Annotated in this window: 29 protein-coding genes and 1 pseudogene; 14 read left to right on the forward strand and 16 right to left on the reverse strand. The window is 58.4% G+C overall.

From position 1 onward, the window contains the following. Nucleotides 1-538 precede the first annotated feature (538 nt). The 3 genes from NBG89_RS26805 to NBG89_RS26815 all read right to left on the reverse strand — a co-directional run bounded on the left by NBG89_RS26805 (nucleotide 539) and on the right by NBG89_RS26815 (nucleotide 2,986). On the reverse strand, nucleotides 539-1,030 hold the full coding sequence (locus tag NBG89_RS26805) for a ferritin-like domain-containing protein (RefSeq protein WP_431323319.1): 492 nt from the start codon (nucleotides 1,028-1,030) through the stop codon (nucleotides 539-541). Nucleotides 1,031-1,367: 337 nt separating this feature from the next. Then, nucleotides 1,368-1,595, reverse strand: coding sequence for a hypothetical protein (locus NBG89_RS26810; protein ID WP_431323320.1), 228 nt, complete (start codon nucleotides 1,593-1,595; stop codon nucleotides 1,368-1,370). Nucleotides 1,596-2,041: 446 nt separating this feature from the next. Continuing rightward, on the reverse strand, nucleotides 2,042-2,986 hold the full coding sequence (locus tag NBG89_RS26815) for a hypothetical protein (protein WP_431323321.1): 945 nt from the start codon (nucleotides 2,984-2,986) through the stop codon (nucleotides 2,042-2,044). Nucleotides 2,987-3,273: 287 nt separating this feature from the next. On the opposite strand from NBG89_RS26815, the gene NBG89_RS26820 reads away from it, so the two are divergent. The 3 genes from NBG89_RS26820 to NBG89_RS26830 all read left to right on the forward strand — a co-directional run bounded on the left by NBG89_RS26820 (nucleotide 3,274) and on the right by NBG89_RS26830 (nucleotide 4,809). Continuing rightward, complete coding sequence (locus NBG89_RS26820; RefSeq protein WP_431323322.1) at nucleotides 3,274-3,555, forward strand: hypothetical protein; 282 nt, start codon at nucleotides 3,274-3,276, stop codon at nucleotides 3,553-3,555. Between the two features lie 165 nt (nucleotides 3,556-3,720). Further along, the gene (locus tag NBG89_RS26825) at nucleotides 3,721-4,293 is read left to right on the forward strand and encodes a cysteine hydrolase family protein (protein ID WP_431323323.1); all 573 of its coding nucleotides are present in this window, start codon (nucleotides 3,721-3,723) and stop codon (nucleotides 4,291-4,293) included. A gap of 273 nt (nucleotides 4,294-4,566) precedes the next feature. Further along, nucleotides 4,567-4,809, forward strand: a complete 243-nt coding sequence (locus NBG89_RS26830) for a hypothetical protein (RefSeq protein ID WP_431323324.1) — start codon at nucleotides 4,567-4,569, stop codon at nucleotides 4,807-4,809. A 163-nt stretch (nucleotides 4,810-4,972) separates the two neighbouring features. Here NBG89_RS26830 and NBG89_RS26835 read toward each other — a convergent pair whose 3' ends face one another. Further along, entirely contained in the window at nucleotides 4,973-6,076 is a 1,104-nt protein-coding gene (locus tag NBG89_RS26835; protein WP_431323325.1) for a flavodoxin family protein, read from the reverse strand. A gap of 345 nt (nucleotides 6,077-6,421) precedes the next feature. Between NBG89_RS26835 and NBG89_RS26840 the strand changes: the two genes are divergently transcribed. Continuing rightward, nucleotides 6,422-6,967 (forward strand): hypothetical protein, encoded by a 546-nt coding sequence (locus NBG89_RS26840; protein WP_431323326.1) that lies wholly within the window; start codon nucleotides 6,422-6,424, stop codon nucleotides 6,965-6,967. A 715-nt stretch (nucleotides 6,968-7,682) separates the two neighbouring features. Then, complete coding sequence (locus tag NBG89_RS26845; RefSeq protein ID WP_431323327.1) at nucleotides 7,683-7,916, forward strand: DUF982 domain-containing protein; 234 nt, start codon at nucleotides 7,683-7,685, stop codon at nucleotides 7,914-7,916. A 32-nt stretch (nucleotides 7,917-7,948) separates the two neighbouring features. Here the strand turns inward: NBG89_RS26845 and NBG89_RS26850 are convergent, their stop codons facing one another. Beyond that, on the reverse strand, nucleotides 7,949-9,148 hold the full coding sequence (locus tag NBG89_RS26850; RefSeq protein ID WP_431320261.1) for an IS256 family transposase: 1,200 nt from the start codon (nucleotides 9,146-9,148) through the stop codon (nucleotides 7,949-7,951). Between the two features lie 176 nt (nucleotides 9,149-9,324). On the opposite strand from NBG89_RS26850, the gene NBG89_RS26855 reads away from it, so the two are divergent. Both NBG89_RS26855 and NBG89_RS26860 read left to right on the forward strand, forming a co-directional pair. Then, nucleotides 9,325-9,609: a helix-turn-helix domain-containing protein gene (locus NBG89_RS26855; protein ID WP_431323328.1), complete on the forward strand. Its 285-nt coding sequence runs from the start codon at nucleotides 9,325-9,327 to the stop codon at nucleotides 9,607-9,609. Nucleotides 9,610-10,706: 1,097 nt separating this feature from the next. Beyond that, the gene (locus NBG89_RS26860; protein WP_431323329.1) at nucleotides 10,707-10,913 is read left to right on the forward strand and encodes a hypothetical protein; all 207 of its coding nucleotides are present in this window, start codon (nucleotides 10,707-10,709) and stop codon (nucleotides 10,911-10,913) included. A gap of 22 nt (nucleotides 10,914-10,935) precedes the next feature. Here NBG89_RS26860 and NBG89_RS26865 read toward each other — a convergent pair whose 3' ends face one another. The 7 genes from NBG89_RS26865 to NBG89_RS26895 all read right to left on the reverse strand — a co-directional run bounded on the left by NBG89_RS26865 (nucleotide 10,936) and on the right by NBG89_RS26895 (nucleotide 15,662). Beyond that, entirely contained in the window at nucleotides 10,936-11,223 is a 288-nt protein-coding gene (locus NBG89_RS26865) for a hypothetical protein (RefSeq protein WP_431323330.1), read from the reverse strand. Between the two features lie 288 nt (nucleotides 11,224-11,511). Then, complete coding sequence (locus NBG89_RS26870; protein ID WP_431323331.1) at nucleotides 11,512-11,691, reverse strand: hypothetical protein; 180 nt, start codon at nucleotides 11,689-11,691, stop codon at nucleotides 11,512-11,514. 152 nt (nucleotides 11,692-11,843) lie between these two features. After that, complete coding sequence (locus tag NBG89_RS26875; protein ID WP_431323332.1) at nucleotides 11,844-12,272, reverse strand: DUF4174 domain-containing protein; 429 nt, start codon at nucleotides 12,270-12,272, stop codon at nucleotides 11,844-11,846. A gap of 445 nt (nucleotides 12,273-12,717) precedes the next feature. After that, nucleotides 12,718-13,914, reverse strand: a complete 1,197-nt coding sequence (locus NBG89_RS26880; RefSeq protein WP_431321730.1) for an IS256 family transposase — start codon at nucleotides 13,912-13,914, stop codon at nucleotides 12,718-12,720. Between the two features lie 350 nt (nucleotides 13,915-14,264). Then, complete coding sequence (locus NBG89_RS26885; protein WP_431323333.1) at nucleotides 14,265-14,510, reverse strand: hypothetical protein; 246 nt, start codon at nucleotides 14,508-14,510, stop codon at nucleotides 14,265-14,267. A 209-nt stretch (nucleotides 14,511-14,719) separates the two neighbouring features. Continuing rightward, complete coding sequence (locus tag NBG89_RS26890) at nucleotides 14,720-15,325, reverse strand: general stress protein (protein WP_431323334.1); 606 nt, start codon at nucleotides 15,323-15,325, stop codon at nucleotides 14,720-14,722. Between the two features lie 25 nt (nucleotides 15,326-15,350). Then, nucleotides 15,351-15,662: a PepSY domain-containing protein gene (locus NBG89_RS26895; protein WP_431323335.1), complete on the reverse strand. Its 312-nt coding sequence runs from the start codon at nucleotides 15,660-15,662 to the stop codon at nucleotides 15,351-15,353. 333 nt (nucleotides 15,663-15,995) lie between these two features. Between NBG89_RS26895 and NBG89_RS26900 the strand changes: the two genes are divergently transcribed. Further along, on the forward strand, nucleotides 15,996-16,472 hold the full coding sequence (locus NBG89_RS26900; RefSeq protein ID WP_431323336.1) for an HD domain-containing protein: 477 nt from the start codon (nucleotides 15,996-15,998) through the stop codon (nucleotides 16,470-16,472). Between the two features lie 108 nt (nucleotides 16,473-16,580). Next, nucleotides 16,581-17,018: a DUF3597 domain-containing protein gene (locus NBG89_RS26905; protein WP_431323337.1), complete on the forward strand. Its 438-nt coding sequence runs from the start codon at nucleotides 16,581-16,583 to the stop codon at nucleotides 17,016-17,018. Nucleotides 17,019-17,219: 201 nt separating this feature from the next. Here NBG89_RS26905 and NBG89_RS26910 read toward each other — a convergent pair whose 3' ends face one another. Further along, complete coding sequence (locus NBG89_RS26910; protein ID WP_431323338.1) at nucleotides 17,220-17,357, reverse strand: hypothetical protein; 138 nt, start codon at nucleotides 17,355-17,357, stop codon at nucleotides 17,220-17,222. 461 nt (nucleotides 17,358-17,818) lie between these two features. Then, nucleotides 17,819-17,986, reverse strand: coding sequence for a hypothetical protein (locus NBG89_RS26915; RefSeq protein WP_431323339.1), 168 nt, complete (start codon nucleotides 17,984-17,986; stop codon nucleotides 17,819-17,821). Between the two features lie 69 nt (nucleotides 17,987-18,055). Here NBG89_RS26915 and NBG89_RS26920 point away from each other — a divergent pair, with 69 nt between their 5' ends. Beyond that, a complete protein-coding gene (locus NBG89_RS26920) occupies nucleotides 18,056-18,238 on the forward strand; it encodes a hypothetical protein (protein ID WP_431323340.1) in 183 nt (60 codons plus the stop codon). A 304-nt stretch (nucleotides 18,239-18,542) separates the two neighbouring features. Next, complete coding sequence (locus tag NBG89_RS26925; RefSeq protein WP_431323341.1) at nucleotides 18,543-18,869, forward strand: helix-turn-helix domain-containing protein; 327 nt, start codon at nucleotides 18,543-18,545, stop codon at nucleotides 18,867-18,869. Between the two features lie 581 nt (nucleotides 18,870-19,450). On the opposite strand, the gene NBG89_RS26930 is transcribed toward NBG89_RS26925, so the two are convergent. Together NBG89_RS26930 and NBG89_RS26935 are read right to left on the reverse strand one after the other, a co-directional pair. Further along, nucleotides 19,451-20,680, reverse strand: coding sequence for a DUF763 domain-containing protein (locus tag NBG89_RS26930; RefSeq protein WP_431323342.1), 1,230 nt, complete (start codon nucleotides 20,678-20,680; stop codon nucleotides 19,451-19,453). Nucleotides 20,681-21,954: 1,274 nt separating this feature from the next. Beyond that, entirely contained in the window at nucleotides 21,955-22,278 is a 324-nt protein-coding gene (locus tag NBG89_RS26935) for a hypothetical protein (protein WP_431323343.1), read from the reverse strand. 368 nt (nucleotides 22,279-22,646) lie between these two features. Here NBG89_RS26935 and NBG89_RS26940 point away from each other — a divergent pair, with 368 nt between their 5' ends. The 3 genes and pseudogenes from NBG89_RS26940 (at nucleotide 22,647) to NBG89_RS26950 (ending at nucleotide 25,174) form a co-directional block, all read left to right on the forward strand. After that, nucleotides 22,647-24,011, forward strand: coding sequence for a mechanosensitive ion channel domain-containing protein (locus NBG89_RS26940; RefSeq protein ID WP_431323344.1), 1,365 nt, complete (start codon nucleotides 22,647-22,649; stop codon nucleotides 24,009-24,011). A 550-nt stretch (nucleotides 24,012-24,561) separates the two neighbouring features. Then, nucleotides 24,562-24,822: a hypothetical protein gene (locus tag NBG89_RS26945; RefSeq protein WP_431323345.1), complete on the forward strand. Its 261-nt coding sequence runs from the start codon at nucleotides 24,562-24,564 to the stop codon at nucleotides 24,820-24,822. A 5-nt stretch (nucleotides 24,823-24,827) separates the two neighbouring features. Next, nucleotides 24,828-25,174: pseudogene (locus tag NBG89_RS26950) on the forward strand (hypothetical protein). Nucleotides 25,175-25,434 lie beyond the last annotated feature (260 nt).

Genomic DNA, 25,434 nt, shown 5'->3' on the forward strand with positions numbered 1-25,434 from the left:
ATTGGTCGTCAACCGTACAAAACCCGGCTCTCGCTGACATGGCGGGGGCACCGGCATTGACGAACTCGCGCGTGGACGAAATCAGCTTCTATCTTGCCACCGCAACAATTCCGCAATCGAGAAAGGCGTGGCGGCGCTAGCGGCTCCTCTTGCGGCCTGATCGGGCACGCCGACACATCGGTGGCTCAGGCGCGGGCTCTAATACCAGCAGTGGCAGTGGACGTACCATGCTGGCAACGGTTCTGGAAACGGCACCACACGTTTCTTCATGAGCTCCGTTCGGGAACCTCCTGATCCACAAAACGACGCGAATCGGCAACTGCAAGACGATGCCCCGCCAACGTGCGTCTTTGCCAATCAAGGCCTCAGCCCTTCGCGCTTTCGAACACCATCAGCAGGACATTGGAGATCTCGTCCAGGAGCCTGGCGGGAGCAAGACGCCGAGCTAGATTTGTGGCTCGCGCCTCGCGCCTTGAATTTCGACAGCTCCGCGTCCCAGGTGGAAATCGGCCGCGATGAAGGCGGCCGACCTTCCGATTTATGCTGCCTTGGCGTTGGCGGCGGACATGGCGAGTTGAGTCAACTTCTTGTCTGTTGCCTCTTCTTCGGCGAGGTTTTGTTTCAGGAGCGGTACAGCATCCTTTAAGCCGAGCTGATTAGCCCAGGCGATGAGCGTGCCGTAACGGGCGATTTCATAGTGCTCGACCGACTGGGCCGATGAAATCAGACCGGCATCCAAAGCCGGAGATCCCTTGAACTCTTCAATGATCTCCTCACCCTCGGAAATGATACCCTGTATCGCTTCGCAGGTCTTGCCACGAGCCGGCTTGCCGAAGATCTCAAACACCTGTTCAAGGCGCTCAATCTGGCCCTGGGTTTCGTCGCGATGTTGTAAGAACCCTGCCTTTCCTTTCTCCGATTGTGCCGCACGAGCCATTTTCGGCAGCGTTTTCAAGATCTGCTTTTCGGCGTAGTAAATATCCTTGAGCGTATCGAGGAACAGGTCGTCGAGCGTCTTCTGAGTAGGCATGGGTGTCCTCCTTGACTGGCATCCTAGTGCAGGCTTTAAACTCAGAGACCTCCTGGATGTTCCCAAGTGTCCTGTTATCGTCGCTCCTGTTATCGTCGCAATAGCCAGCTGCGGTCCAAATGAGGTCGGATCACGACCCGCGCGCTCGCTTTTTGCGTCAATTGATTTTTTCACCAATGTTCTTGGGAAATACCCCTGTCGTGGAGCTGCAAGCCTCGGGCAGATTGACGGGCGAACCCAAGTGCGCCTGGTTTGGGGGCAACGATCCTCGAAAGTAAGATGTGCGGATCAGTTGACAGATGAAGGAGTTGGCAGCGCGGTCAAGCGCTGTGATGTTTCACAGGTAGCCGCCGATAGCCACCAGGACCGCGCCGAGCGCGATAATGGCCAGGGCCGACCAGTTCTTCGATATACCGAAGAAGCTGAGACCTTGGCGGTGTGGCTCAAGCGTACGGCCACCTTGGGGCAGTCGGTGCAGATCGCTCGCTCTTCTGCTGAGCGCTGGCCGAAAGAGGAGCAGAAGTCCGCCGATTACGAGGGCGGCCCCAATCAGGATTGCCCACATCGTCGCCTCCGGGGTCTTGCGAAACGGTATTGGCTAAACCAGCTTGAAGCTCGTTGGTTCCGAGCAGGCGCAACGATGATCTTGCCAATTATTCATGGGGCGCACGTTGAGATGCTTACCCATTTGCGATGCTTTTTGCGCAACGGCAACGGCGGCGACCTGAATAATAGCCTCGCTGTCTCTTTGGTTTCCGTCACCGTATGCGAAGATGACAGACGAAACTGCTTCTTACGCGAAAGTGGCAGACAAAAGCGGCTCTTATGCGAAACTGAGAGACATTTCGGCTAATGCGATCGCCTTAGAAGAAGATGGCCATTTATTTCACGTATTTCACGCCGACATGTGATGGCGACAGCGGGCGATTGATTATCACGTCGCGGAAGGTATCGTGACACGCCACATTGTGAAGGCTCGGCTCCCGTTGCTGGTGGCGAGCCCTTTTGTCTCTATCGATGTCCAATGAAGGAGGCTGGGGGTGAAGCCTCGGACCGGCCAACGACGCTCGTGGCGACGAGATCTTCCTGTTCGTCACGCTGCCTGCCGCCCAATGCCGCGGCGGCCGACGAAATGAAGGCGCCGACAAGTAGCGAAAGAGAGCCGACGAGCGCGGTGGTGGCAGCAGCCTTTCTCGCCTTATCGAGCGCCGCTTGAGTCGCGGCCTTTGCGTCAGCGATCTGTTTGAGGACTGCATCGACCCTGTTGCGCGCGTCTGCCTCGGACAGGCTGGTGCGAGCCGAAACCATGCTGGCGATATAAGTCCTGTCGGCGTCGTTGATCTGCCCGCTAGCCGCGCTCTGAAGCAGAATCCGTGAGATTTCGGCGCTCGCGGCACCGTCGTCTTCACGCGCCCGGCCGCCTGCTTGCTGCGGGCGAAGCAGGGCATCGGTGAAGTAAGCGGTGGAGAGATCGGAGGGCTTTGTCGTCGCCATGTTCGCGGCCCCAACGGCGCCGGCCGTGTTGGCCATGGTACCGGCCGCGCTTGCGCTGGCACCCACAAGCGATGTGAGCGAGGCGGCGAGAAACCCGGCCACGAACACCGTCGCCAAGGCCCAGGCAATGAAGCCGTGCGCCGTATCACGGAAGAAAATCTCGTCCGTGTGCGCGGCAGCCCATTTCGTGCGCAGGCGCCCGGTCAAATAACCGCCCAGAGCTGAGGATAACCACTGGACGACAATAAGCCAGAGGGCTGCGGATACGCCGACGGTCGCCGCTGAACTGCTTTCCCCTGACCACGGCGATACCATGGTCAGTCCCATGCCGGAGCCGAGCAAGAGGAGGATGAGCGTTATGCCAGTTGCTGACACGGCACCGCCAATGATCGGACCCCAAGCGAGGGCGGACTTTGAAGATTCGATCGGCATGATGTTTCCTGCGCCTTCGCCTAGTGACATTGCGACCTCCTAGCGCATGAACAGGACGAGAAGAATGACGATCGGCAGTGGAATGCCGAGAAGCCAAAGAAGTAGACCGCGACCCATGGAAAAACCTCCTAGAAAGCCAATTTACCTGCCCCGAACGCCCGGCCGCGCACATTGTTCCAGCTTGATGCTTGCCCTTTTGGGAGCTGCGGCGCCTCTGTCGGCTTGCGCCTTCGCGGCAACTGAAACCTTCATGACGGTGCTACTGGAACAACGGCTGTCCACGAACATTCCTCCTCGCCAACGGTGGAGGAACGACAATGCAACTGATCGCGACCCATGTGGGTACGGTTACGGATGGAAAGCTCTCGGTGGAATTTGTCGGGGAGGGCGGTGAACTCGTGTCTGTCCGGATGATCACCGATGACGACAGCCTCGACGACGCCAACGCCGTGCGCCGCGCCAAGGAGATCCTGGTGCAACTCACATCATTTGGAGCCGAGTTCGACGACGCCTCGCAGCAGCGGAGGTCCGACCTTTTCGAAGATCCCACACTGCAAGACGATACCGCAGATGTCGGGGGCGGATCGCCAGAGGATTAGATCCTATTGCCGTTTTAGCGCCGAGGCTAGATCAGATCGTGATATTTGCCTGATGCCGGCTCGGCCTGGAAAATTCATCACGTCTGCTCAAGGCAAGATCGCCGTTCTTGCCGGTGGAACTCCCGGTTCGACGATTAGTTGGATGCGCGAAGGAGGAGCGAGTTGATGGGACGGTGGGTCCACCTATGCATCGACATGCAGCGAATGTTCGCAGAGCAGACGCCGTGGCATGTTCCGTGGATGGCAAATGTTTCCCCCGAAATCGTCGAAGTTGCAGCCCGATTTCCCGAACGAACGGTATTTACGAGGTTCATTCCTCCAACGACTGCAGACGCGATGCCGGGCATGTGGAAAGCCTACTACGCGAAATGGGAGATGATGACGCGCGCGAAACTGCCTGTCGAGTTACTCGATCTGGTATCAGACCTGAGGCGATTTGCACCGCCTGCCCGCGTCTTTGATAAAAGAACATACTCACCTTGGATCGGCGGTCACCTCCATCGGAGGTTGGTGGCCGAGCATGTCGATACCCTGGTTGTGACCGGCGGCGAAACAGACGTGTGCGTGCTTGCCGCCGTGATCGGTGCGATCGATCTCGGCTACTGTGTCATTGTGCTGAAGGACGCCGTCTGCAGCGGAGCTGATTCCACCCATGACGCCTCTCTCGCGCTGCTTGGCCATCGCTTCTCGGTCCAGGTGGAAATTGCCACGACCGAAGATTTCCTTTCAGACCTCTGACGGCGTCTTCAGTTCATCGATCAGCCTTCACGGTGATCGAGCTGCTCGCTAAAAAATCGCTCTGATAACGCCGGCTTTCCTTGGCCCGCGCCGCACCGAGCCATTGTCGCCCCGAAGCCACTGCCCAATCGCGCGGTTTCCCAGCGTTGCGGCATCTGCCAACAGCAATCATGGAGCCGCGTGAAGCGGTACGATATCGTACGGCGGTTCTTTATTGACCTCTAATATAGAGCCATTAGGATCCAGGTGCCCAACAAATTTCGGAGGTAGGAAATGCTTGTTCGACGTATCAGAGACACCGAAATGGCGATGCTGTCACGCTCCGTTCAGACGTGGTACAAACACTACAGGGCCAAACCGGACGAGCGGGCATCCGAAATGCTCTGCAGCGCAGTCATCGATCTCTTCAACAAAGGCCATCATACCCAGGAAGAGCTGACGTCCATATTGATCACAAGATACCCCGGACCGACCGCGATACTGACCAATTCTCCCACCTCTTCTTCGGTCCACTGACGGACCATCTGCCAATTTCATGAGGCGAGAAACTGCCTCTGCCACAAGCTCGGACGACTTCGCGATCCGGCACGAAGCTGCCGGGCCGCGTCAATACGCGTCACGGACTCTGTCGGGATAAAGCTCGACGGCCGCACCGGCCCCGTCCACTGCTCGCGCAATCCTATTTTTCACGAGGTTGCCTGAGACCCGCACCCGCCGAAAGCTGCGTTCCTTGCGACCGTGCCACGACCGCCTCATAGAGTGTGCGGGCTGCGTTGCGAACCTCGTCTTGAAACGCCTGGTCCCTTTCGAAGGACAGATGGCTGGTCGCGTACGGTTCCCAATAGCCGATATAGCGATCGATCTCCGCCAACGCGCCCGCGGGAATGAGATCCATCGACTTCAACCAGTCCGCCAGGCAGCGGCGGACATTTTCAGTGCCTTCTGTGTCGCCGTGGACAATGACGGAAAACAGCCGCCCTTGCAGATGACGGGGATAGTTCCAGCCCTTCATCTCGATCTCCTTGGCGTCCTTTGCATGTTTCCCATGGGTTGTCGTGGGATCCGGATTTCCGCCATCGGCGCAAACGAGGCGGTCAATCATAAGCTTTAGTGGCGAGGAGGTCTGATACCAATTGACCGGGGTGACGATCATGATGCCGTGTGCTTCCACCCAGAGCGGATAAATTTCGTTCATCCAATCATGCACCTGGCCAAGTGAGTAGTTCGGATAGCATGAGCACGGCCAGTGACAGAGCGGCGCCGACGTGGAGAAGCAGGCCTTGCAAGGATGAATTTGTCGCCCGTATTCCGACGCAAGCCTGCTAAGATCGAGAACCTGCACTTTTACATCAGCTGCGTGCTCCAGCACGGACCGCGCGATCTCGACGATACGGAAGCTTTTCGACAACTCGCCGGGACAGGTATGCTCGCTTCGTGACGAGCCGTTGATCAGAAGAAATCGTCGTGGCCCCTTTTGATCATCATGGCGCAGTTGGGCCAAGGAAACGGCGTCATGCGTTGCGATCCAGTCCACGGAGAGATCGTAGTCCGGATCCGCAAAACCCGCGCCCGCCTTGCGCGTTCTTGGACTCTTGCGTGAGTGTTCATAAGCGTCCCACGCAGCCGAAGCAATCTTTGCCAGCTCCGCGCCGAGCGACATGTAAGCAGGGTCCTGGAACTGGCTGAGAAACCGCCGTTTGAACTCGGCTTCATCCAGCCGCGGGCTAGGGCTGCCCGCTCGGGGGTCGAGATCGTCAGACGAGAGGGTTCGTTTAGCGGGCATCAAAGCTCCTGGAAACAACGAAACGCTTTTGATGCCACGCCGTTCCCATCTGACTTGCAGATCAATTGCGGCATCGTAAAATTGCAAAGCCCTTATTCCTGGCTTGCCGCCCACATCTGCCAGGCGTGATGTTTGCGGCGCGTTTCAGCAAAGCCTTTTTACTCGCCCCGCCGCCCAAAGCTCACCCGGGCTGAGGATATCGGTTTTGGCTGGAAAGCAATTGGTCCCAAAATCTCGAGACGGCGCCAGAAGCGGCGCCTCGTTCCTGCGAGGCTCCGCTTCGAATGGTTGGAACTGGAGGAGCCGCCAGTTTCAATCGCACGCAGACGCGGCTTTGGCACGGAATTGATCGAGGAGAAGATCCCCTATGAGCTGGCGGGCCGCTTCGCGGTGCGGGACCGATTGTCGCGGCCCTATAACGATCAGGATGCAGCGCTCGAAGCGCTCGACGAAGGTGCCATATCCGCCGCGTTGTTCGATATCAACCCCGGATTCGGAGCGTGCTTTGTCATCGTCGAGGCCTTGATGACGCGCGACATACCGTTCGCCTTCGTCACCGACAACGATGTCATTCCTGGCGAGTACGACAGCGTGCCGGGCCTTCAAAAATCCAGCGTCAGCAGATCGTGGTGTCGATGGCAGAGCCTACGGCGCGCTAAAAACAGCCGTCCGACTGACGTGTGGACAGGCACCGCCTCCCTGCTCGTCGGAAAGAGACGTGTCAGCAAAGCCACTCGCCCGTCGCATGAGGCAACGCAGTTCGTTCGAATACTGGCGCCTGGCGAGGCCGAATCGGACCAAGCGATGCGCGATCGCCAAGCATTTGCTATAATTATCAGACGAGCACTGGAACCGATCCGCTTCAGCATTGTTAGAAGGGCGTGGATGTGATCGCTGCCCTTAAAAACATCCATTACTGCAAGGCTCCGCATCAAAAGCGGGGCCTTGTTCCGAATTTGTCGGTCTAACCGCCAGGATCTTTCCTCACTCATGTACTATGGGCCTCGTGACGCGAAGTTCGCACGCCACCGACCTTGAGGGTGAAGGAGTGTTTCGGCACGTGGTGAAGACGTCTTCCTTTTGCGGTAATTGTCATACAAAACCAATCGCTAAAAAAATATAGAAACCAGTTGTTGGGTATCCCAATCTAGGGGGTCTCCGCTCAGAGGAGTTCGTTTTCCCATTCACATAGGCTGGTGGCTTGGCCTTCGCTACAGGGAAGAATGATGACCTCGTACTCAATTATGCTCCTTCGAGCTCTCAGATCATGCCGACAATTCTGTCCGGTTTCATACCGACAAAGCCCGCCCTCTGGTACCGCAAATCTTCCATCCCATCTTGCTGTCTTCAACGGCCAGGAAGTCGGGATTGTCAGTCCGGCCGAAGACCGTCTGAAGTTCATCGCCGTTCGCTTCCATGTCACAGGTCTGGATAACAGGCTGTTCGGCACGATGAGTGATGTGCGGCGCGCTATCACCGAGCATCTTGTGGCCGCAAGGGTCCCAAGCAAGGTGGCGAAGCACTGAGATCTGTCGAAGCGATATTCAATGACGGACACCAGACAAGGAGTAGGACATGGCTCTCGACCCGTTCAGCGCGCCACTCTTTGCGCAGCGAGAATATTCAGGAAATAAGCGGCCTCGATGATGTCTTCGACTTCCTCGATGAATGGCCAGCCAGCAAAAGGGACGTTGGCTACGAGAGGATTTTAAAGGCTATTCGTGACGCTGCGTGCAAACCTTCCTCAGCGTCCTTCGCACGGGAGAGTTTTCAGGATTTTCTCACCCATCACGGTAAGCTTAGATCGCGTCTTTTGGAGTGGTGTAGCTCGGCTTGTTGATCGCCGTGCCTTCCGGCTGGGCCGGGAATGGGTCAGCGCGCCGCAGCGGGCAGGCTGATGATGGGATCATCGCTCATTTGTGCGATGGTCTCAAGGGTCATGTAGCGGGATCGTTGAACGGCCCATTCGTCATTCTGTTCGAGCAGGAGTGCCCCGACCAACCGGACGATGGCATCGTCGTTGGGGAAGATGCCGACGACGTCGGTGCGGCGCTTGATCTCGCCGTTGAGGCGCTCGATGGGATTTGTCGAATGCAGCTTGGTCCAATGCTGCCTGGGAAAGGTCATGTAGGCGAGCACATCTTCCTCGGCATTGTCCATGAGATTTGCGAGCTTTGGCACTTTCGGGCGAATTTGATCGGCAACGCTACGCCACTGGGTGCTTGCGGCCTCAGGCGTATCCTGGGCAAAGGCGGTGGCGATGAAGGCGGACACCACCCGTCGACCACTCTTTCCGGCGTGGGCGAGCGCGTTTCTCATGAAGTGGACCCGGCAGCGCTGCCAGGTGGCCGAGAGGACTTTGGAAACGGCAGCCTTGATGCCTTCATGGGCATCGGAGACGACGAGCTTGACGCCGCTCAAGCCGCGCCTGGTCAGCTTGCGCAGGAACTCGGTCCAGATCGGCTCGGCTTCCGATGTGCCGATCTCCATGCCGAGCACCTCGCGCCGCCCATCGGTGTTGGCGCCGACCGCAATGATGACGGCGACGGAAACGATGCGCCCGCCGCGCCGGACCTTCAGATAGGTGGCATCGATCCAGAGGTATGGCCAATCGCCTTCGATCGGCCGGGCCAGGAACGCCTTGACCTTATCGTCGATCTCCTCGCACAGGCGGGAAACCTGGCTCTTGGAGATGCCCGACATCCCCATCGCCTTGACCAGGTCGTCGACAGAGCGGGTCGAGACACCTTGGATGTAAGCTTCTTGAATGACGGCGGTCAAAGCCTTCTCGGCCATGCGGCGCGGCTCCAGGAAGCTCGGGAAATAGCTGCCGGTCCGGAGCTTGGGGATACGCAGTTCCACCGTTCCGGCCCGCGTTTCCCAATCCCGCTCACGGTAGCCGTTACGTTGAGCAAGCCGCAATGCATTCTTCTCGCCATAGGCCGCGCCGGTCTTGGCGCCGACCTCCAGCTCCATCAGCTTCTCGGCCGCAAAGCCGATCATCTCACGCAACAAATCCGCATCGGCACTCTTCTCAACGAGCGAGCGCAGGTTCATCATGTCATCGGTCATCAGTGCTCTTTCCATCAGGTTGGTCTTGAACAACCCGACCCTACCGGAAAAACATTGATGACCACCCGCAAAGCCGCTCACTCGCTACAGCGCTGTTGAGGGCGCGCTCGCGAGCGGCTTCGCTACCGCCGAGTTACACCTCTCCCAGGGACACGACCCTCGCAAGATGGATCCTGATGTCTCAGGATCGAATGCAGAACGACGAACTAGCCCTGACGCATGATTACATTTCCTTGATGCTCTCCGTTCGCCGGCCGTCAGTAACGATTGCGCTGCACACGCTTGAAGGCGAACGCCTCATACGATCCGAGCGCGCCAACGTCATCGTGCGTGATCGCAAAGCGCTGGAAAAGTTCGCAGGCGATGCCTACGGCGTTCCGGAGCGCGAATACTGTCGGCTGATCGACGAGGAAAGAGAGCCGTCGAAGAGGGTGCTGACAGCCTTGGGGGCGCCGGCCTAGACATTGGGACGAAAGGCATTTGCAAGCCGGCCCGCCCATCGAAGGCCTGCTGTGTAGGCTCGATCCTCTTCGCGTCGAAGCCTCGGCCTTCGCTATCGCGCGCCAGCTGCCGAGGATGAGCGGCTCCTGATCGTCAACCTCGGCAAGGACCTTGCGATCGACAGCGTGCCCGACCCGCTTTTTACCCCGCCCGCGCAGACTGAGTGGCGGCTGATCTTGTCGAATGAGGATCCCGCCTATGGCGGAAGCGGACGGCGGCCCTGTGATTTTGCAAGGCGCTGGGTGTTGAACGCAGATTGCGCGCTGGTGCTCGCACCGGTTAGACGCCGGCTGATCCAAAGGCCACAGGCCGGCGAGTTGCGGACCTGGCAAAACCAAATCTCTCGCCGGTCGTCATTTTGCTTCGCACGTGGATGGGAACCCGACGCCAGACTTTTGCGGCGTGCGGGCCAACCATGGGCCGCGCTATTGGCCGTCATCCGAAGGCCTTCCCGATGGACGGACCGCTTTCGTACCTCGATGCGAAGCTCCGGATGCAGATGCTTTGGAGAGCTCAAGCTGCTCAAGCAACGCCACGGCTTCGCCGGAACGAAAGCGTTCGCCCGTTGTTCGAGATCGCGAAAGGATTAGGTCATGACCCTGCCACGGCATCTATTTCTCGAGATATTGGAGGAACTCACCAACCACGATCAGACTGCTTGCTCAGGTCTGGGAGCGAGAGAACTCATGGATGCGACGTCACTTGTTCCCGAAGTCCTGATAGTGGAAACGCGGAAGCGGGCGACCACGGGAATCTCGGATAGAACCAGAAGCACCCGGCTCGCTTTCGTCGGCATTGACACTGCTCCACCGGAACATCCGGCATCATCTTGCGCCGGGCGTCTAAGTGATGGCGATCTTATTGATCCCCATTTGGCGTCATGGCGCCGAATATCATTCAATCAGGCGGAACCTTGAGTCTACCACGACGGTTGAAACCATACTGGCGTACGGTCTCGCGGTTGGAGGCTTAGGATGGGTTGCCAGCGGCAAGCCTGCTGTCACCGAAGTCGACACATAGCAGGCGTCGTCAGCTCGAATGTATAGGAGTGAAACTGATGAAGAACCGAAAAGACGCACAGGGCCAATTTGCCCCCTCGCAGGCAAAGCGCGACAGTAGCGGCGTAGCCAGTGCCAAGCCGACAGTCATTACGGGCTCCGAAGACGCGACAGCCAACAAGGCTCCCCCGCGGGGGAAGAAAGTGAAGGATTGGGACCTGAACTACGACATATCCAAGGTTAAGGATGATAACGATCAGGGCTAGACAAAGCACCGCCCCGACGGCGTCACACGAGTACGCCCCACGCGTTATCCCACTGTAGGCCCTCAGCCAGTTCAACATAGACTGACTTAACTTGTGCATTCTGCGCATGGTCTCGAGCAAGCCTGAGCGCCGCCTTGGGCTCCATTTCCTCACCCGGGAAGATGGAATCTGCCGTTGCGCGCGCGCTGATCTCGCGAACATAGCCTCGCACCTGATCGCCGGAATGGTAAAGCCTCACGACGATGGAACCGGCGATGGCATTGTCAGGTGTAAATGCGTGATAGATCTGCATGATGGCGTTCTCAGTCAAAGTACGACTCCGTAACGGGTCGCGATGATACCCCCTGCGCGTCAAACCGACTTTTTGGCTGCAAGTTCCCAATGAAGGCGGTTCGCGACTGCCAGGAAGCAAAGGAGCGAGCGTTCTCTGGGAAAAAGGGCCTATGGTCGGTGATCTTTGGAAACAGGAGGGTCTGCCGGATGGGCGTGAAGACTGATCGCGTGCGGACCCGCAGTCGCGGCAGTCTCCACACGATGAAGCCAGAATGATCAGAGAGGGCGGACGCCAGTCCCGTTCCTGTGCATTCCGGTATCGCAGTCACATAAATGACCTGCACGCCGAACCGGTCAATCGGTTTGCGGCCAGCGCCCTGGTCGATTTGAGGCTCGCCGACGGCATGACCGGGCAGGCGGCAATGTCTGCCTTGTTGGCAAGGGCAAGCGTCTGTTCAATGGTGGCTGCGATGTAGTACTCGTCCTCGACGATCATGACGTTCATTTCCGTTCCTCCTCACGGAGAAATGGAGATCGCTGATCTCAGCGTACCAGCGTCACTCGCGAACCATCATCGAAAATAAGAGGGAATCGCAAGAGCGTAGGCGCGCAGCTGCCGACGCAAGCGACGGATTATAGGAACACTTCTCCTTTCGATTAGAGATTGCTACGTGACGGAGGACTGGCGCGCGGGCAGCCGTTAATCAGGTCCAATAGGTATGGCAGGCTTACCGGGTTCGACGAGCGCAAGACAACGGCACCCTCGCGGTCCACCAAGACAGCTTCGAACTCCTCCGGCGACGGTCCGTGCAGATCGTTGCGCAGCTCGTCGGCATCGATATCCGCCGGATTGTCGAGACTGGTAAAGACGCCGCCGCCTGCGACACGCAATAAGGCAATCTCGTATGATTGCAGCGTGTCGTGCTGGTTTGCGAGCAAGTTTTCCTGGATTTCAGGCCGATCATCGGCAGCACCCTCGAAAAGAACCAGAACATGGTACTTGTTGCGAAATGGCAGCAGGCTCGGACAGCGTTCCAGAATCGCGGGCGGTGCGCCGATAATCTCCTTCAGAAGTGATTTCAGCATGTCTCCTCCAGCTCCTTTCACCGATGATAAGCTGCAAACAGCAGTTCCTGACCTCCACTCAAAGGGACACGCTTTTGCCTTGCCAGGCAGTAACTTTTCATTCCTGTCAAGGTTCCTGCGCAACCGTCTTTTGGATAACACGCCTTCGCTTGAACGATTTCGCGCGCTGTCATGAGGCATGAACGCTAACGTCCCGTTTCCGGCCGAACCGTTGCAGCACCTGCCGCAGGTCACGCCGATCGATTCTTGAATTCTGGTTGCGTTTATCCCGACACTTCGCAGAACATCTGACCACAGCAAGCGTCCCCTTCATTGCTTTGATGCCTGCTTCAGCGTCCTCATGGGAATAAGCCCGGATGCTGGCGGCCCAATGCGCGTTGTCCATCCATACTCGATCGCGAAGCGAAAAAGAGGTTATGTGCGTCAAGTTCAGCAAATTGGGCGGTCATGCGGCTTGGCGCATAGCGAGCTTTTTGTGCTCTCGTAGATCGTCCATGTTGATGTATCGATTGGCCTCCATCCAGTTTTCGTGGGTTTCAACTGCGAGGGCTCTGACGAGGCGCAAGCAGCTCTCTGCATTTGGAAAGATGCGCACCACGTAGGTCCTGCGGCGGATTTCCTCGTTGAGGCGTTCAAGCATATTGGTCGATTTCAAGTGCTTGTGATGCTGGCGTGGCAATCGGAAGAAGGTCAGCGTCTGTTCGATTGTCTCCTCGACCCAGCTGGTCAAGCGCGGATAGCGTGCCGACCACTTGGCGAGCCAGGCGGAGAGATCGGTCTTGGCTTCGTCGAGGTCGCGCCGGTCGTAGAGCCACCGCAGCTCCTGCAGGCAGTCGTCGCCATGCTTTCGTGGCAGGTGATCGAGGGCGTTGCGCAGAAAGTGCACGTAACAGCGCTGCCAGGCGGCCTCGGGAAGCGTCTCCGCGATCGCCGCCACGAGGCCGGCGTGATCGTCCGAGACCACCAGTTCCACACCCCGTAGACCGCGGCCCTTCAACTTGACGAGGAAGTCCTTCCACGCCGAGCGGCTCTCCCGGGCCGCCATTTCGACAGCCAGAATCTGCCGCCGTCCGTCCCAATCGATGCCAACGGCAACCAGCACTGCCTGGCTCATCACCACGCCAGCCTCACGGACCTTCTCATAGCGGGCATCGAGGATCAGGTAGGCAAAGGGCTCAAGAAGCGGGCGTTCCGCAAACGCCTTCAGGCTTTCGTCCAATCGCTTGTTGATCGCCGAGATTGAAGATGCCGAGAAAGCATGGCCGCAGAGTTCTTCAGTGATCGCCTTGACCTTTCTGGTCGACACCCCCTGCACATACATCTCTGCCAAGGTCGCCACCAGGGCTCGCTCGGAACGTTGATAACGTTCAAACAGTTCGGTGGAAAAGTGTCCCGAGCGATCTTGCGGAACACGCAGTTCAAGCTTGCCAACGCGGGTGATCAACGTTCGGCCATAGTGGCCTGAGCGGTATCCGAGCCGGTCCGGTGTGCGCTCGCTTTTGCCAGCTCCAAGCGCCTCGTCCATCTCCGCTTCCAGAACTTCCTGCATCACGGCGCGGATCACTTCACGCAAGCCGTCAGGGTTCGATAGCAAAATCTCTTTCACTGCAGCACTGGCTGTCTTACCATCGGTCTTGGTCATGGTGGCGTTCCCTCCGGGGAATAGGTGACGTTGAACATCACCAGTCTGCCATGGCCGCCTTCTTTAGGAAATTTGCAGAACCTTCAGCACTCTACCGAAAAAGATCACGCCCATACGCATCCCGACGTACGAATGCCCGATCCGGTTTTGCGTCCAAAAAGTGATCAAGGTGCATAATCGTCACTACCTGAATTCCTTGGTTCCCAGATTTTTGTCACCGGTTGCCAGAGGGATGGCGCTCCCCGGTCAAGGCGCGATCCTCAGGCCAAAAGCCTCAGGTTCCGGTCGGCCTGAATAGCGTCGGCTGTTGTTGATACGCTGCTGCGGAGCTCTAATTCCGAGAGTTGCACTCAGTGCCTCGCATTGCCCTCTTTCCACTCCCGGTATGGGATCAGAAGCTGTCCTGGATAACGCCGCTCTATCTCGCTTTCTATCAGCGCGATTCTTGAGAGAACATCGTCCAGGTCTTCCCGCTTTCGTTCCTCGCTCGCTATTTCCAAAAGCTCCATGGCTGCAAACACCTCGTCGTCGATCATCGATGCGAGGCGGCGCGCCAGATCATCGACGGGTTCGCTAAGGATTTGGTTCTCAGACATGTGCAAAGAGCCTGTAAAGGATCCGCAACCAGGAACGACAACGATCTTTGCAGGGGAATGTTCCGAAATACGCCGTCCCTGAGGGGACAGAGCTTGCCTCGTTGAACACACCTTGCGCGAAACCCGCAGAGCATAGCGGTTGACCCTCCCGGTTCGCTCAATCCAAGAGCGGCCGCACAAGGCGACCGCTCCAACGCTCGGAATGTCGCCTAGAGGCTGGAGCGATAACGCTCACGTTCAGCGGCGATCTGTTCGAGGGTGTAGGGATCGGCATTTTCATCGAAGCGCGTCCACCCCTGCTCGACATAACTCGCCCGGCGTGCCGCGATATCGACAGGACGAGCCCTGTCCAGGATCGACTGAGCCGCGGCGGCACGACCTTCCTCGACCCGCGCCGCGACGACCGATCCACCGCGCCGGATGCCTTCGGCGTAAACCTGTGCGTCTTCCTCAGGAACGCCTTCGCTGACCATCGCACCGACGATGCCACCGACCGCACCACCTGCAGCGGCGCCCGCGGCAACTCCAGCCGCGGTCGCAGCAAGCCAGCCGGCGGCAACCACCGGACCGACGCCGGGGATCGCAAGCATGCCAAGACCGGTGAGGAGACCGCCGGCGCCGCCTACCAATGCGCCAAGCCCGGCCCCTGTTCCTGCGCCCTCTGCAGCGCGGCTGCCCTGGCCCTCGACATCGACGCCGTTCGCCTTGTTGGTTGCGATGCTGATGTCGTCTGATGGGATGCCTGCGTCTTCCAGCGCCATCACGGCCCTTCGTGCGTCATCGTAATTATCATAAAGTCCGGCGACCATTCTCATGGAACTGCTCCTTGTTATTCTTGGGTTACTTTGTCATCGTTACGTTGCCCTGGAAGTCCAGGGCCACATTAGCCTGCTTGCCGTCCTTGGTGGCGGTGGCCCGCCATATGCCCTGATTGTCCAGTTTGAGGCCGGTGACATCGGCGTAGCCGGCGTCTTCGATCCGGGTCTTTGCCTGGTCTTCGGTAAAGCTGTTCTTTCCTGCGACCGGGGCTCCGGGATTTTGCTCGGTCTTGATTGCCGGCGTGGTTTGTGTGGTGGTCTGCGCTTCACTCTGGCCGAGCACGGCGGACGCAGTCACCACAATACCGATGGTGAAGATCATGAGTTTCTTCATGACGTTTCCTCTTGTTGAAAACAAACGAACTGCAGGAATCTCTTTTTGTTCCAACGATTTAAAATACGGGGCTTGATTTATCGTCCAACTATTCGACCGGTCTGCCTGGGTTTGCCATTTCACCGTGACAAGCCTTGCCTGTCCCTCTCTGGCGAGGCTGAGTGAAGTGCTCCGATCCGAGGGAGAACAAGCGGGAGAGTGTTGGCGATGCGTGCCAAGGCCGGCAAATGATTAGGCCGCGGTATGGTGAGCTCGAACTCGACGAGAAACCTTCGCCCTTGCATTTTAGGAACTCAACCCTTTTTCCGGCGTTCATTGCTTGGAGGTAAGGTGATGGGATCAGGACGACCAGGCCGTTGGGATGAGCAAAGTGATCCGTCGGGACTGCTACGAGCCATAAAAATCGCGTTCAACGCTCATGCAGGGCAGACTGATAAGACGGGCGAGCCATACTTTTCGCACTGCAAACGGGTGGCGGACGCCGTCGAGGGGGAGGACGCGCGCATCCTCGCATACCTTCATGACGTCGTCGAGAAGGGACCCGGCTGGACGCTGGAGCGTCTGCGTAACGAGGGATTCAGTTTTACTCTCATTGACGCAGTCGACGCCCTGACTAAGCGCGCGGATGAAGACGACCGCGAGTTTGTCACGCGCATCGCCAGCAACGACCTCGCTTGCCCGGTAAAGGTCGCCGACCTCAAAGACAATCTCTCGCAGGCCGAGAAGGTCGGATCGGATCCTTCGAAATACGAGGAAGGTCTCAAGATCATTAAGGAGATGTGCGCCGACGGTACAGCGAAACGTGAATGATCCACCGGGTCACCGTCTTGCAAGAACAGACTGCACAGACGGTTCTGCGCAGCGTTGAAGGAATTCGAAGGCGATGAAAAAGCTGCAACGGCAGCGGGGTAAACGACGATGAGTATCTTCGAGCGCATCCGGAATGCAATCATAGGCAAGCAGCAAAACGACGAGGCAAGCCTTCGAACCCCTGGTTCCCCGCCAGTGGTCATGCAATCAGTATCAGACCAGATCGCCGCGTCGCCTCCTTTCATAACGGATCCCGCGACCGGAGCACCGCCGCCACCGACCGGCCCAATGGTGGACATTGAGCCAATCCTCGATGAAGCCGTCCGAATGTCGGGTCAAACACTCGACTGGCGCCGTTCGATCGTCGACCTGATGAAGGCGATCGGCATGGATGCAAGCTATCCAGAGCGAACCGAACTCGCAGCCGAACTCGGCTACACCGCCGACACGCAAGACAGCGCGAAAATGAACCTGTTTCTGCACAGGGCGCTTATGAAGGCACTCTCCCAAAACGGCGGCAGGGTCCCGCCTGAACTTCTTAAATAGTATCGACCGCCGCTTGTTTTGCGGCCACCTACCCCGCCAGAACATTCAGGTTCTGTGATAACTCATGACTTGCTGAGATCAGCGAGATCGCCCCGCAAGCACGGTGGCGCAGTCAAGATCGATTCCAGGCATGCGAGTGCTGGGTTTGCCCCGACGACCGCGAACGAACGCCACATTGGTCGACTGAGCCTTGCAACACCATCACGAGGCGATCGAAACGCCGACGTCGAAGAAAACCATGAACCAGATATCGACATAGCCACTGAACCCAGCGTGACCCATCGAGGCAACGCATAGGCACGATCGATGGTCGTGCGAAAGGCCCATGCTAATATTCATTTGGTCGCCGGTTTAAAGAGCCCTTCTAACGCTGCGGTGGTCCCGGAGTTCCAGCCATGCGAATTGGGGAACGAGGAAAGCGAAGTTGCAAACCCATAGTGCTCGCTTAGAAATTTCGGAGAACGCCTCATCAGTCCCACGCTAGTTCATCAGCCCGGGCGATAGTGGGTTCGATGGTCTCGGCCATCGCGCCGCATGACTGGCTACCGTCCAATCCCGCTTATCTTTCAGGAAGGACCGCGATACCGATACCTTTTTGACGGCCCTCTGGTCTGCCAGAAACCCCACGGTCTTCATGAAACGGCGCGTTGCCGAGCGCTGGCTGGCGGATCAGCACCGGTGACCCTATCGCGGTGCCGGAGCCGCTCGGCAAAATGCGGTTTGCAGTATCAGGCGCAGGCGGTCCGACGGCCTAGGGAACAATGAGACCCTGGCGTCGTTTTGAGCCACCACGACGCAAGTCACCGGATGGGACAGATCAGGTTGCCGCCCATGCCGTCATTGGTGAGCCGGAAAGCAATACGGCCGGCCAGCAAATCGAGTCCGCACGAACGGAGTGTCGACATCGAAACGACCAAGGTGATTGCGGCCAGGGCAAACGCAGTGTTCCGCGCGAGCGATCGGCGCATCGCGCGTGTATCCTGTCATGATCGAAATGGCGCGCGGAGACATTTCTCACACAAAGCTGGAGCGACATTATGACCTCGATACCCGATGACCCCGTACTTGCCGGCGATCCAGCGAGCCCTCCCATGCCGACTCCCTTCAAACCAGAGCCTCCAATCAAGGAGCCGGAACCAGACCGGCTGCCTGGTGACGTGCCGCTTCCCAATCCGGATGAAGGTGCCGATCTGCCCAGGATGGCAAAGGCGTGCCGGTGAGGCCGCGGCCGGCCCAGACGAATGAGCCCGGGCATAATGTCAACCGTGCTCGGGCTTTCGCGGTCTCATACAGAGAGAGCTCGTCTCCCGGCGCAACCGGCGCCGCTGGCGATGCGCCACGGATAAGTGCGAGAGACTGCCTTGAGCCTGGATAGCGCGGGCGGCGCGGGGCGTTGGCAAATGCCGGGCACCAATTTGGCCAGTGCTACAATCAAGCCTTTCGGTCACGGCCTATCGGCGTCGAGCCGTCAGCTTGGTCGCAATGATAGAGCCTGCGAGCACGAGAATGGTGTTGGAGGATTGCATGACTTCAGTCGAGCAGTTGGCGGCGGCAAGAGCTCTGTTGCGATGGAGCCCTGAGGACTTGGCAAAGGCGGCCGGCGTTTCTGTCGTCAGTGTCCACGCGGTGGAGGCACAAAGCGGGCCTCTTCCTGATACGACGACCACGCGGGCGATCGTCAATGCTCTTTCTGCTGCCGGTGTCTTGCTCTTCAGCGAAGGACTTGTGGATGGCGGGCCGGGCGTACGTCTGATCGCCAAGCCGTCCGCGACAATCGATGTCAACGAGGCCGAGACGGTGCAATACCGGGAGTTTTTTGAAAACGATGCTCCTCCCGGGGCTGGCGGATAGTAGCTACGTTGAGATCGCACTCCTTCACAAATGAAGCCAATGGGATAGGCGTGCCAAAATCCGGATCGAAAAATAAGGGAACGCCGGCGAGGCCGGGAATGGGCGGAGCTTCTTGGAAAACATGTCCTCGTCGTTGAAGACGACAATCTGCAGGCCATCGCGCTCTGCGCCGCACTGGAAGAGCAAGGAAGCCAAATCGTCGGCCCTTCTTCTGGCCCGGAATGGCTTTGCGCCCTTTGGCAAGAGCCGGTCGATGCCGTCGTTCTCGGTGTCCAGCTGAACGGAACGCAGATATTCCCCTTGGCGGACAGTCTGGCGGAGCGGAGCATCCCGCTCGTCTTTGTAACCGACGATGACAGGGGTGTGCTGCCGACACGGTTTCATGGACGGCAATGCATTTGAAGCCACTATCCGCAAGATACGGTGGCGATGGCATTCATTGCCTCGATAGCGAGTGCTCGCGGTGAGCACGGATAGGGGCAGCGCTCGGCCCCCCGGTGATACGCTGGCGGATCCGAAGCCTGGAGTGAGACTTTAAACCATGCTTCCGGCCTTTAGAATGCCAACCGTCAGGCGTGTGGTTACTCCCAGCCAAACACGCTACGGCCACCAAGCTCGGTGGAATCGCCAAACTCACCTGCAATGATTTCTTTGAGATCAGGTCCAGTTGCATATTGTTCGGCCCGGCGTGCCTGTTGATCGAGGCGCCATAAGGCGGCGAGTTCTTCCTCGCGTGCCAGTTTCCCTTTTGCGACCGCCGATTTCAAAACGCGAATCGTCTCGTCATATACCTTCAAGGGCACCGGAAAGGGATGACGGTCCTTGCCGCCATGTGCGAGAGAAAACCGCGCAGGATCGGAGAAGCGGCATGGTGCGCCATGGACAACCTCCGAGACCATGGCAAGCGCCCTCACCGTCCGCGGCCCCACACCTGGCACAAGAAGCAGTTCCGGATAATCAGCAGGTCCGCGATCGGCGGCAGCGGCCAAGTTTGCATGGAGGCGCTTCATGTTCACGTTGCTTTCGCGAACATCATGGTGCGCGGGCATGATCAGGTGCGGCAAAAGCGGCTCGTCGCAAGGATGCGCAACGGCATCGCGGGCATGATCCAGAGCCAAGGCTTCACGCGCGATACGATCGGGACCGAGCGTCGCCAGAAGATCAAGCTGGCCGGTTCGCGATTGATCGGCTCGCTTATCAGCAAGATTGATGATGTTGCCCTGGCTGCGGCCCTCTATCGCGCTATGGGGCGAGTCCAGAAAATTCTCCAGTCCCTCCGACAGCCAGTGATATCGTCTTGCCTGACGTCTTTCCGGGTTCATTCCCTGCTGTACCACGACCCATCGACCGTCGCTTGTCACAATGAAACCGTGCAGGTAGAGATCGAAACCGTCCTGGACAGCTGCACTGTCAACCTTGGCGATCAGCCGGCTGACATTGGCCAACGCTGCTCCGTCAATCCCCACACGGTAGCCGATGTCGATCAGTTCTGTCGGTGTTCTTCGAGAATGTGAGCCTCGCCCACCGCAAACGTGCAGCCCTAACTCAGCCGAAAGCGGCTTCAAGCCTCGCTTCAGTGCGCCAAGCACGCTCGTCGTGATACCGGACGAATGCCAATCCATGCCCATCACGGCGCCAAACGACTGAAACCAGAATGGATGAGACAGCCTGCGCAACATTTCTTCGCGCCCATAGTGATGCACGATGGCTTCGGTGATCAGCGCACCGAGCCTCGACATGCGGTCACTCAGCCAATGTGGAACTCGCCCCCCGTGGAGCGGCAAATCTGCACTTCCTGATCGCTTCGACATGGGACCGTTTCTCGGCTGCTCGATCTGACGCACGGGAGGAACGCCAAGCGCTGCACGTCTTCAATTCTCTCGCAACCGTCCATTCTCCTTGCCATAATTGGCAATTTGATCGCGCCGGCGCAAGACAGCGCCAGCTGTTCACTTCCGACGACGCTGGACGCTGTGAGACAAAGGCGCGCGTTCATTATCGACGTCAATGACAAGGACAAAACTCGAAGCGCAGGCTAGGCCTTGCTTCTCGCTCTTGTCCGCCGCACGCCGCCTGGAGGGCTCGGCTTGCGCCGAAGTCGGTCACGAGCGGGCCTGGCAGATCGCATCGCCATCCTCCCATATCCGGGCCGAGCCCCATTTTTTCGGGGTCATGCCAGGCACGTCTCACGGTGGAGGATCGGAACTTCCCGGCTCACATTTCGGCGCCAGGACAATTCAGGGCACAGGCATTCCTGGCGTGTCAACCCGGCATGACCGGCGACAAGACCCCGGGCCAGGACGCAGGCGGCGGCGCAAGCGGTGACGTGCAGACACAGACGGGTACCAACAGAACTGCGGTCGTCGATCCGAATGCCACGAATAGCACGACGGGCGGCAACACCAATTCCACTGGCACAGTAGACCGCTCGCGCTGCGCGGCTGAGCCGGCTCCCGGTTTGGTTGCGACCCAAGACTGTAACGGTGGCGCTTCCAAGAGTGAAGCCTGCCCCGATAACCAATAGCGGTCTGTGCTCATCATCTAAAAATGGCCAAGGACTTGGACATGTGACGCGCTGAGTGGACGCACGCGGCGTTTCGGGCAAATTACAAGAAGCAGCACGCTCACCGCGATCGTCAACCGCCAGAAAGCGGCGCCATTGAGGGTCTCTTGCCGTGCCCCTCACGGTGATACGTGCCTAAAGGCTTCTGTCGGCCCCGTTTTGCGGTCATTGCCGATTTCCGATCGCACTTGCGGACCACAGGGCGTCGACTCGAAGCTTGAGCAGGTCACATGCGCGAAGCTGTCGATGGCCAAATGAATAGAGCCAATTCGCGTGTCGAACCACTTAGACGAATGCGAATTGACCATGCGTTCTTCGACTGCAGAGGCCGCTTTTGACCTGCGAGTACGCCCTTGTTCCACGGACGCCGCCGGATTCAATGACAAGTCCTCCGCCGCGCCTCCCACCACGTCGCTCGCCTCGAGCGCTCGGAGCCTGTTACGGCTGGCGGATTGTGGCCCATGAGGACTCACTCGTCGCTGACGTGAGATAATCGGCTATGGTGATGCCCGCGCAACGCGGTCACGTCAAAAAAGGCATTATATCCACCCCGTCGCCCGGAAAAACGGTCATGTGCGGGTGGTGTTCGAACAGTCTTGCAGCAGCATCAGCGCTCTCCCCTTCGATCACCAAGTAGCCGCAGAACGAATTCACCGCATTGACGACGCCCTCCTTGGTCATGCGTGTCGTCTTGCCCACCATTCCACCAGGATCAGGGATGGACGCAGCATTTCTTTCTTCCCACGCTGACCACTCGTCGACTGCATCCTGCTCGGCTTTGGGCAGGTTTCGAAAGGATGCCAGGTCCTCGGGCTTCATGGTATAAACGGCAAGAAAGCGGGGCATCGGCACATCCTCCATTCGTCTCGAAGGATGCCAATTTACGCGCCTCACTTGGGAAGTCACCCTCCGACAAATAGCGCGGGACGTGGAACGGCGCGCTTTGGATCGAGAATTGGAACGCTATCGGGAATGCCGCTGGCTCCACTGGAAACACCTGGATGGGCTGCGGCCTTTTCATCGATATCGGACCCAACACGGCCGCTTGAGGCCATCATCTTCGTCAAACAAAGTTGGCTTACCCCAGTTCCCGTGGCTGTGCGGGGGCAGGAACCATCCTTGCCTCGTTCGAGTTTTCCATAATGTCAGAGCATTCGGCTTTGATAGAACGATGCCGCAGGTTGTCCCCCGCGGAGATTTCGACGAGAAATGCGATGGATTTTCCAGAAGCTGTCAGCGCTGCCGGACATTGGCTGCAAACTGTCCTGTTAAACGAGTGGACAGCCTATCAGTTCGTGGTGGTTGCGGCCGGTTACCTGCTTAGCGGTGTGCTGGCAAAACGGATAGAGCCGGCACTGGAGACCCGCGCTCGCACCATTAAAGGAAACCCCGATCTGCTCCGCGTCATCATCGCCTTCATGAGGCGGCTGCGGTGGCTCTTCTTGATCATATGGCTATGGATCGCCGACGTGATCCTGTCACGGTTCGGATGGCCTTCGTACCGGTGGCTGGTTGGCACAGCGCTTACGCTCGTGGCGGCGTGGTTTGTGATCGCGGTGCTGACGCGCTTAATCAGAAACCAAATGCTCGCAAAGGTCGTTGCGGTCGCGGGTTGGTTCTATTTCGCACTATACGCACTTGGACTGGATCAGGCGATCCTCACCGCCCTCGATGGCGTTGCCGTCAACCTCGGGGCTGCGCGCCTTTCGATGTTGCTGGTCTTGAAGGCCATCGTCCTTTCTGCCGCACTGATCTGGCTGGCCGTTCTGATCGGCAACGTGTCGTCGCATTGGATACAGAAGTCCGCGGATCTCACACCATCGCTAAAGGTCCTCATCAGCAAGCTCATCAAGATCAGCTTTATCGGATTGGCGATTGCGGTCGCCCTATCTGCAACGGGTATCGACCTGACGGCCCTCACGATTTTTTCGGGTGCCGTCGGCGTTGGCGTCGGTTTCGGCCTGCAGAAGGTGGTCTCCAATTTCATTTCCGGCATCATCATCCTTCTCGATAAGTCGATCAAACCGGGCGACACTATTACGCTTGGAGAAACCTTCGGGGCGATCCGCGACCTACGCTCCCGTTTCGTTTCCGTCATCACCAGAGATGGAAAGGAATACCTCATCCCGAACGAGGATTTCATTTCCCAGCAGGTCGTGAATTGGTCCTTTTCCAGCGAGTTTGTCCGCATCGAGGTCGTTTTCGGCACCTCGTACGACAGCGACCCACACGAGGTTGCCCGCATCGCGGTCGAAGCTGCGAAAGCCATCCCTCGCGTTGCCAGTACGCATGCCCCACCGGTCTGTTGGATGACAGCATTTGGTTCATCGTCGCTCGACTTCAAACTGAGGTTCTGGATCTCCGACCCGAGCAACGGCCTGACCAACGTCCGCGGTCAGGTCCTGATGGCATTGTGGGATGCGTTCAAGGCTGCCGGTATTTCAATCCCGTTCCCGCATCGTGAGATCATCGTGAAAACACCTGTGGAGGTCGTGGGCTCACGCGAACGCAGCGAACAAAAGCCAACCTCTAGTTTCTCCTCGACCCAAATGCGTTCCGATCATCTCACGCAAGACTGAAGAAGGGCGACTGCTCGTGACGTCAGAAGGCAGAGGCTATTGTCGCCTTCCTGTCCCAAGCGGACTTCAGTCGCAACCCAAACCGCTGAAGCTTGATGCGTGGCTCCGCTGCGCCAAGCGAAAAGTATCTTCTTCTAACCCTGCTTGCACAGCCCACCGGCCTCTCGCCTCGCGCGGTTTGCGCCAAAGCAACCACACTGTCACGGCGGGAGGTCGGAGAGCCTATTCCTGGCGTTACTTCCTGCCCGTCAACCGAATGGCGACCATGGTGCAGACTACGGCCGGCCAATACCTACGAGATAGCACGCGACGATCGAGATCATCACTAGCGCTCTGGGGCGGCTCCTGTCCGAATTCCTCGTCGAGGACGCCGCCGCCACGCGGCGGGAGGTCCGTATGAGCAGATTTGAGACAAAGGCAGCGACCGGAGTGCTGGTCGGCCCGGCCGCGTTTGTGTCGGCATGTACGACGACACCGCGCAACCCAAATCGGCCCGTTTATCAAGACAACCCCAGGACCAGGTAAATCCGGCCTGCGCGGATGGCCGAGCATGAGCGTTCATGCAGTTACCGAGCAGGCAGAGTCTTTGCTGTCGCGGATGGTCGGGCGAATGGTCCTCAACCGGGCAGGCGATGGCGACGTCGTTGCCCGCTGCATTTCAGGGCGCGTGATCCGCGTCGGACCTGCCGCAAGGGTTGGTCTCTTTTACTCGCAGTCACCTACGGGCCGGCGCGATCATCGCCTGCGTCTCTCGCAGCAGCGCGTCGGCCGGTGTCTTTCGGAAGACCGCAGCGCGCAGCCCTTCATCTGAGGTTAATGCTCATCACCCTGAAAGGATGCACCGATCATGAAGAGGTTTTTCCCACACTCGCAGCCATAGTCCTGGCTGGATCTTTCGCCCTGCCGTCAAACGCCATGCCGGTCGTCGTGCCGAAAGCAGTACCTATCCACACCGCCGACGTCGAAAAGGTCAAACATCGCGGCCACGGTCATGGATATGCGTATGGCCACTGGAAGAATCGGCGGTACGCTTACCGCGACTGCCGGTATTATTGGCTCGTGCTACCCTCCGCGATATTACGGCTATCCCCGGTACTACGGCTATCGCGACTATTACCCCTATCATCATCGGTCGGGTGTGAGCCTCGTATCTTAACTTCTAGTGGAGACTTAGGCCGTCGGCGCGAATTCCGGCGGCTTCTTCGTGCCATCATGCGACGCAGTCGTCACGGAATCCTTGATCACTTCAATGAGGTAAATCCCTCCTGAAAAGGCCCGGCGACCGGGAGCGCCGAGCCCTTTGTGCTGGTGCTTTAAGGGACTGGGAACCAGCGTGCAACATACCTGTCATAGCTGTTGCGCGTTCCAAACCGGTGAAGCTCCGAAAAGTTCCCGGCGAAGAAGAACGGCCGATTCTGCCGGA

The sequence above is a fragment of the Rhizobium sp. YTU87027 genome, assembly GCF_050644135.1.
Taxonomy (GTDB): Bacteria; Pseudomonadota; Alphaproteobacteria; order Rhizobiales; family Rhizobiaceae; genus Rhizobium.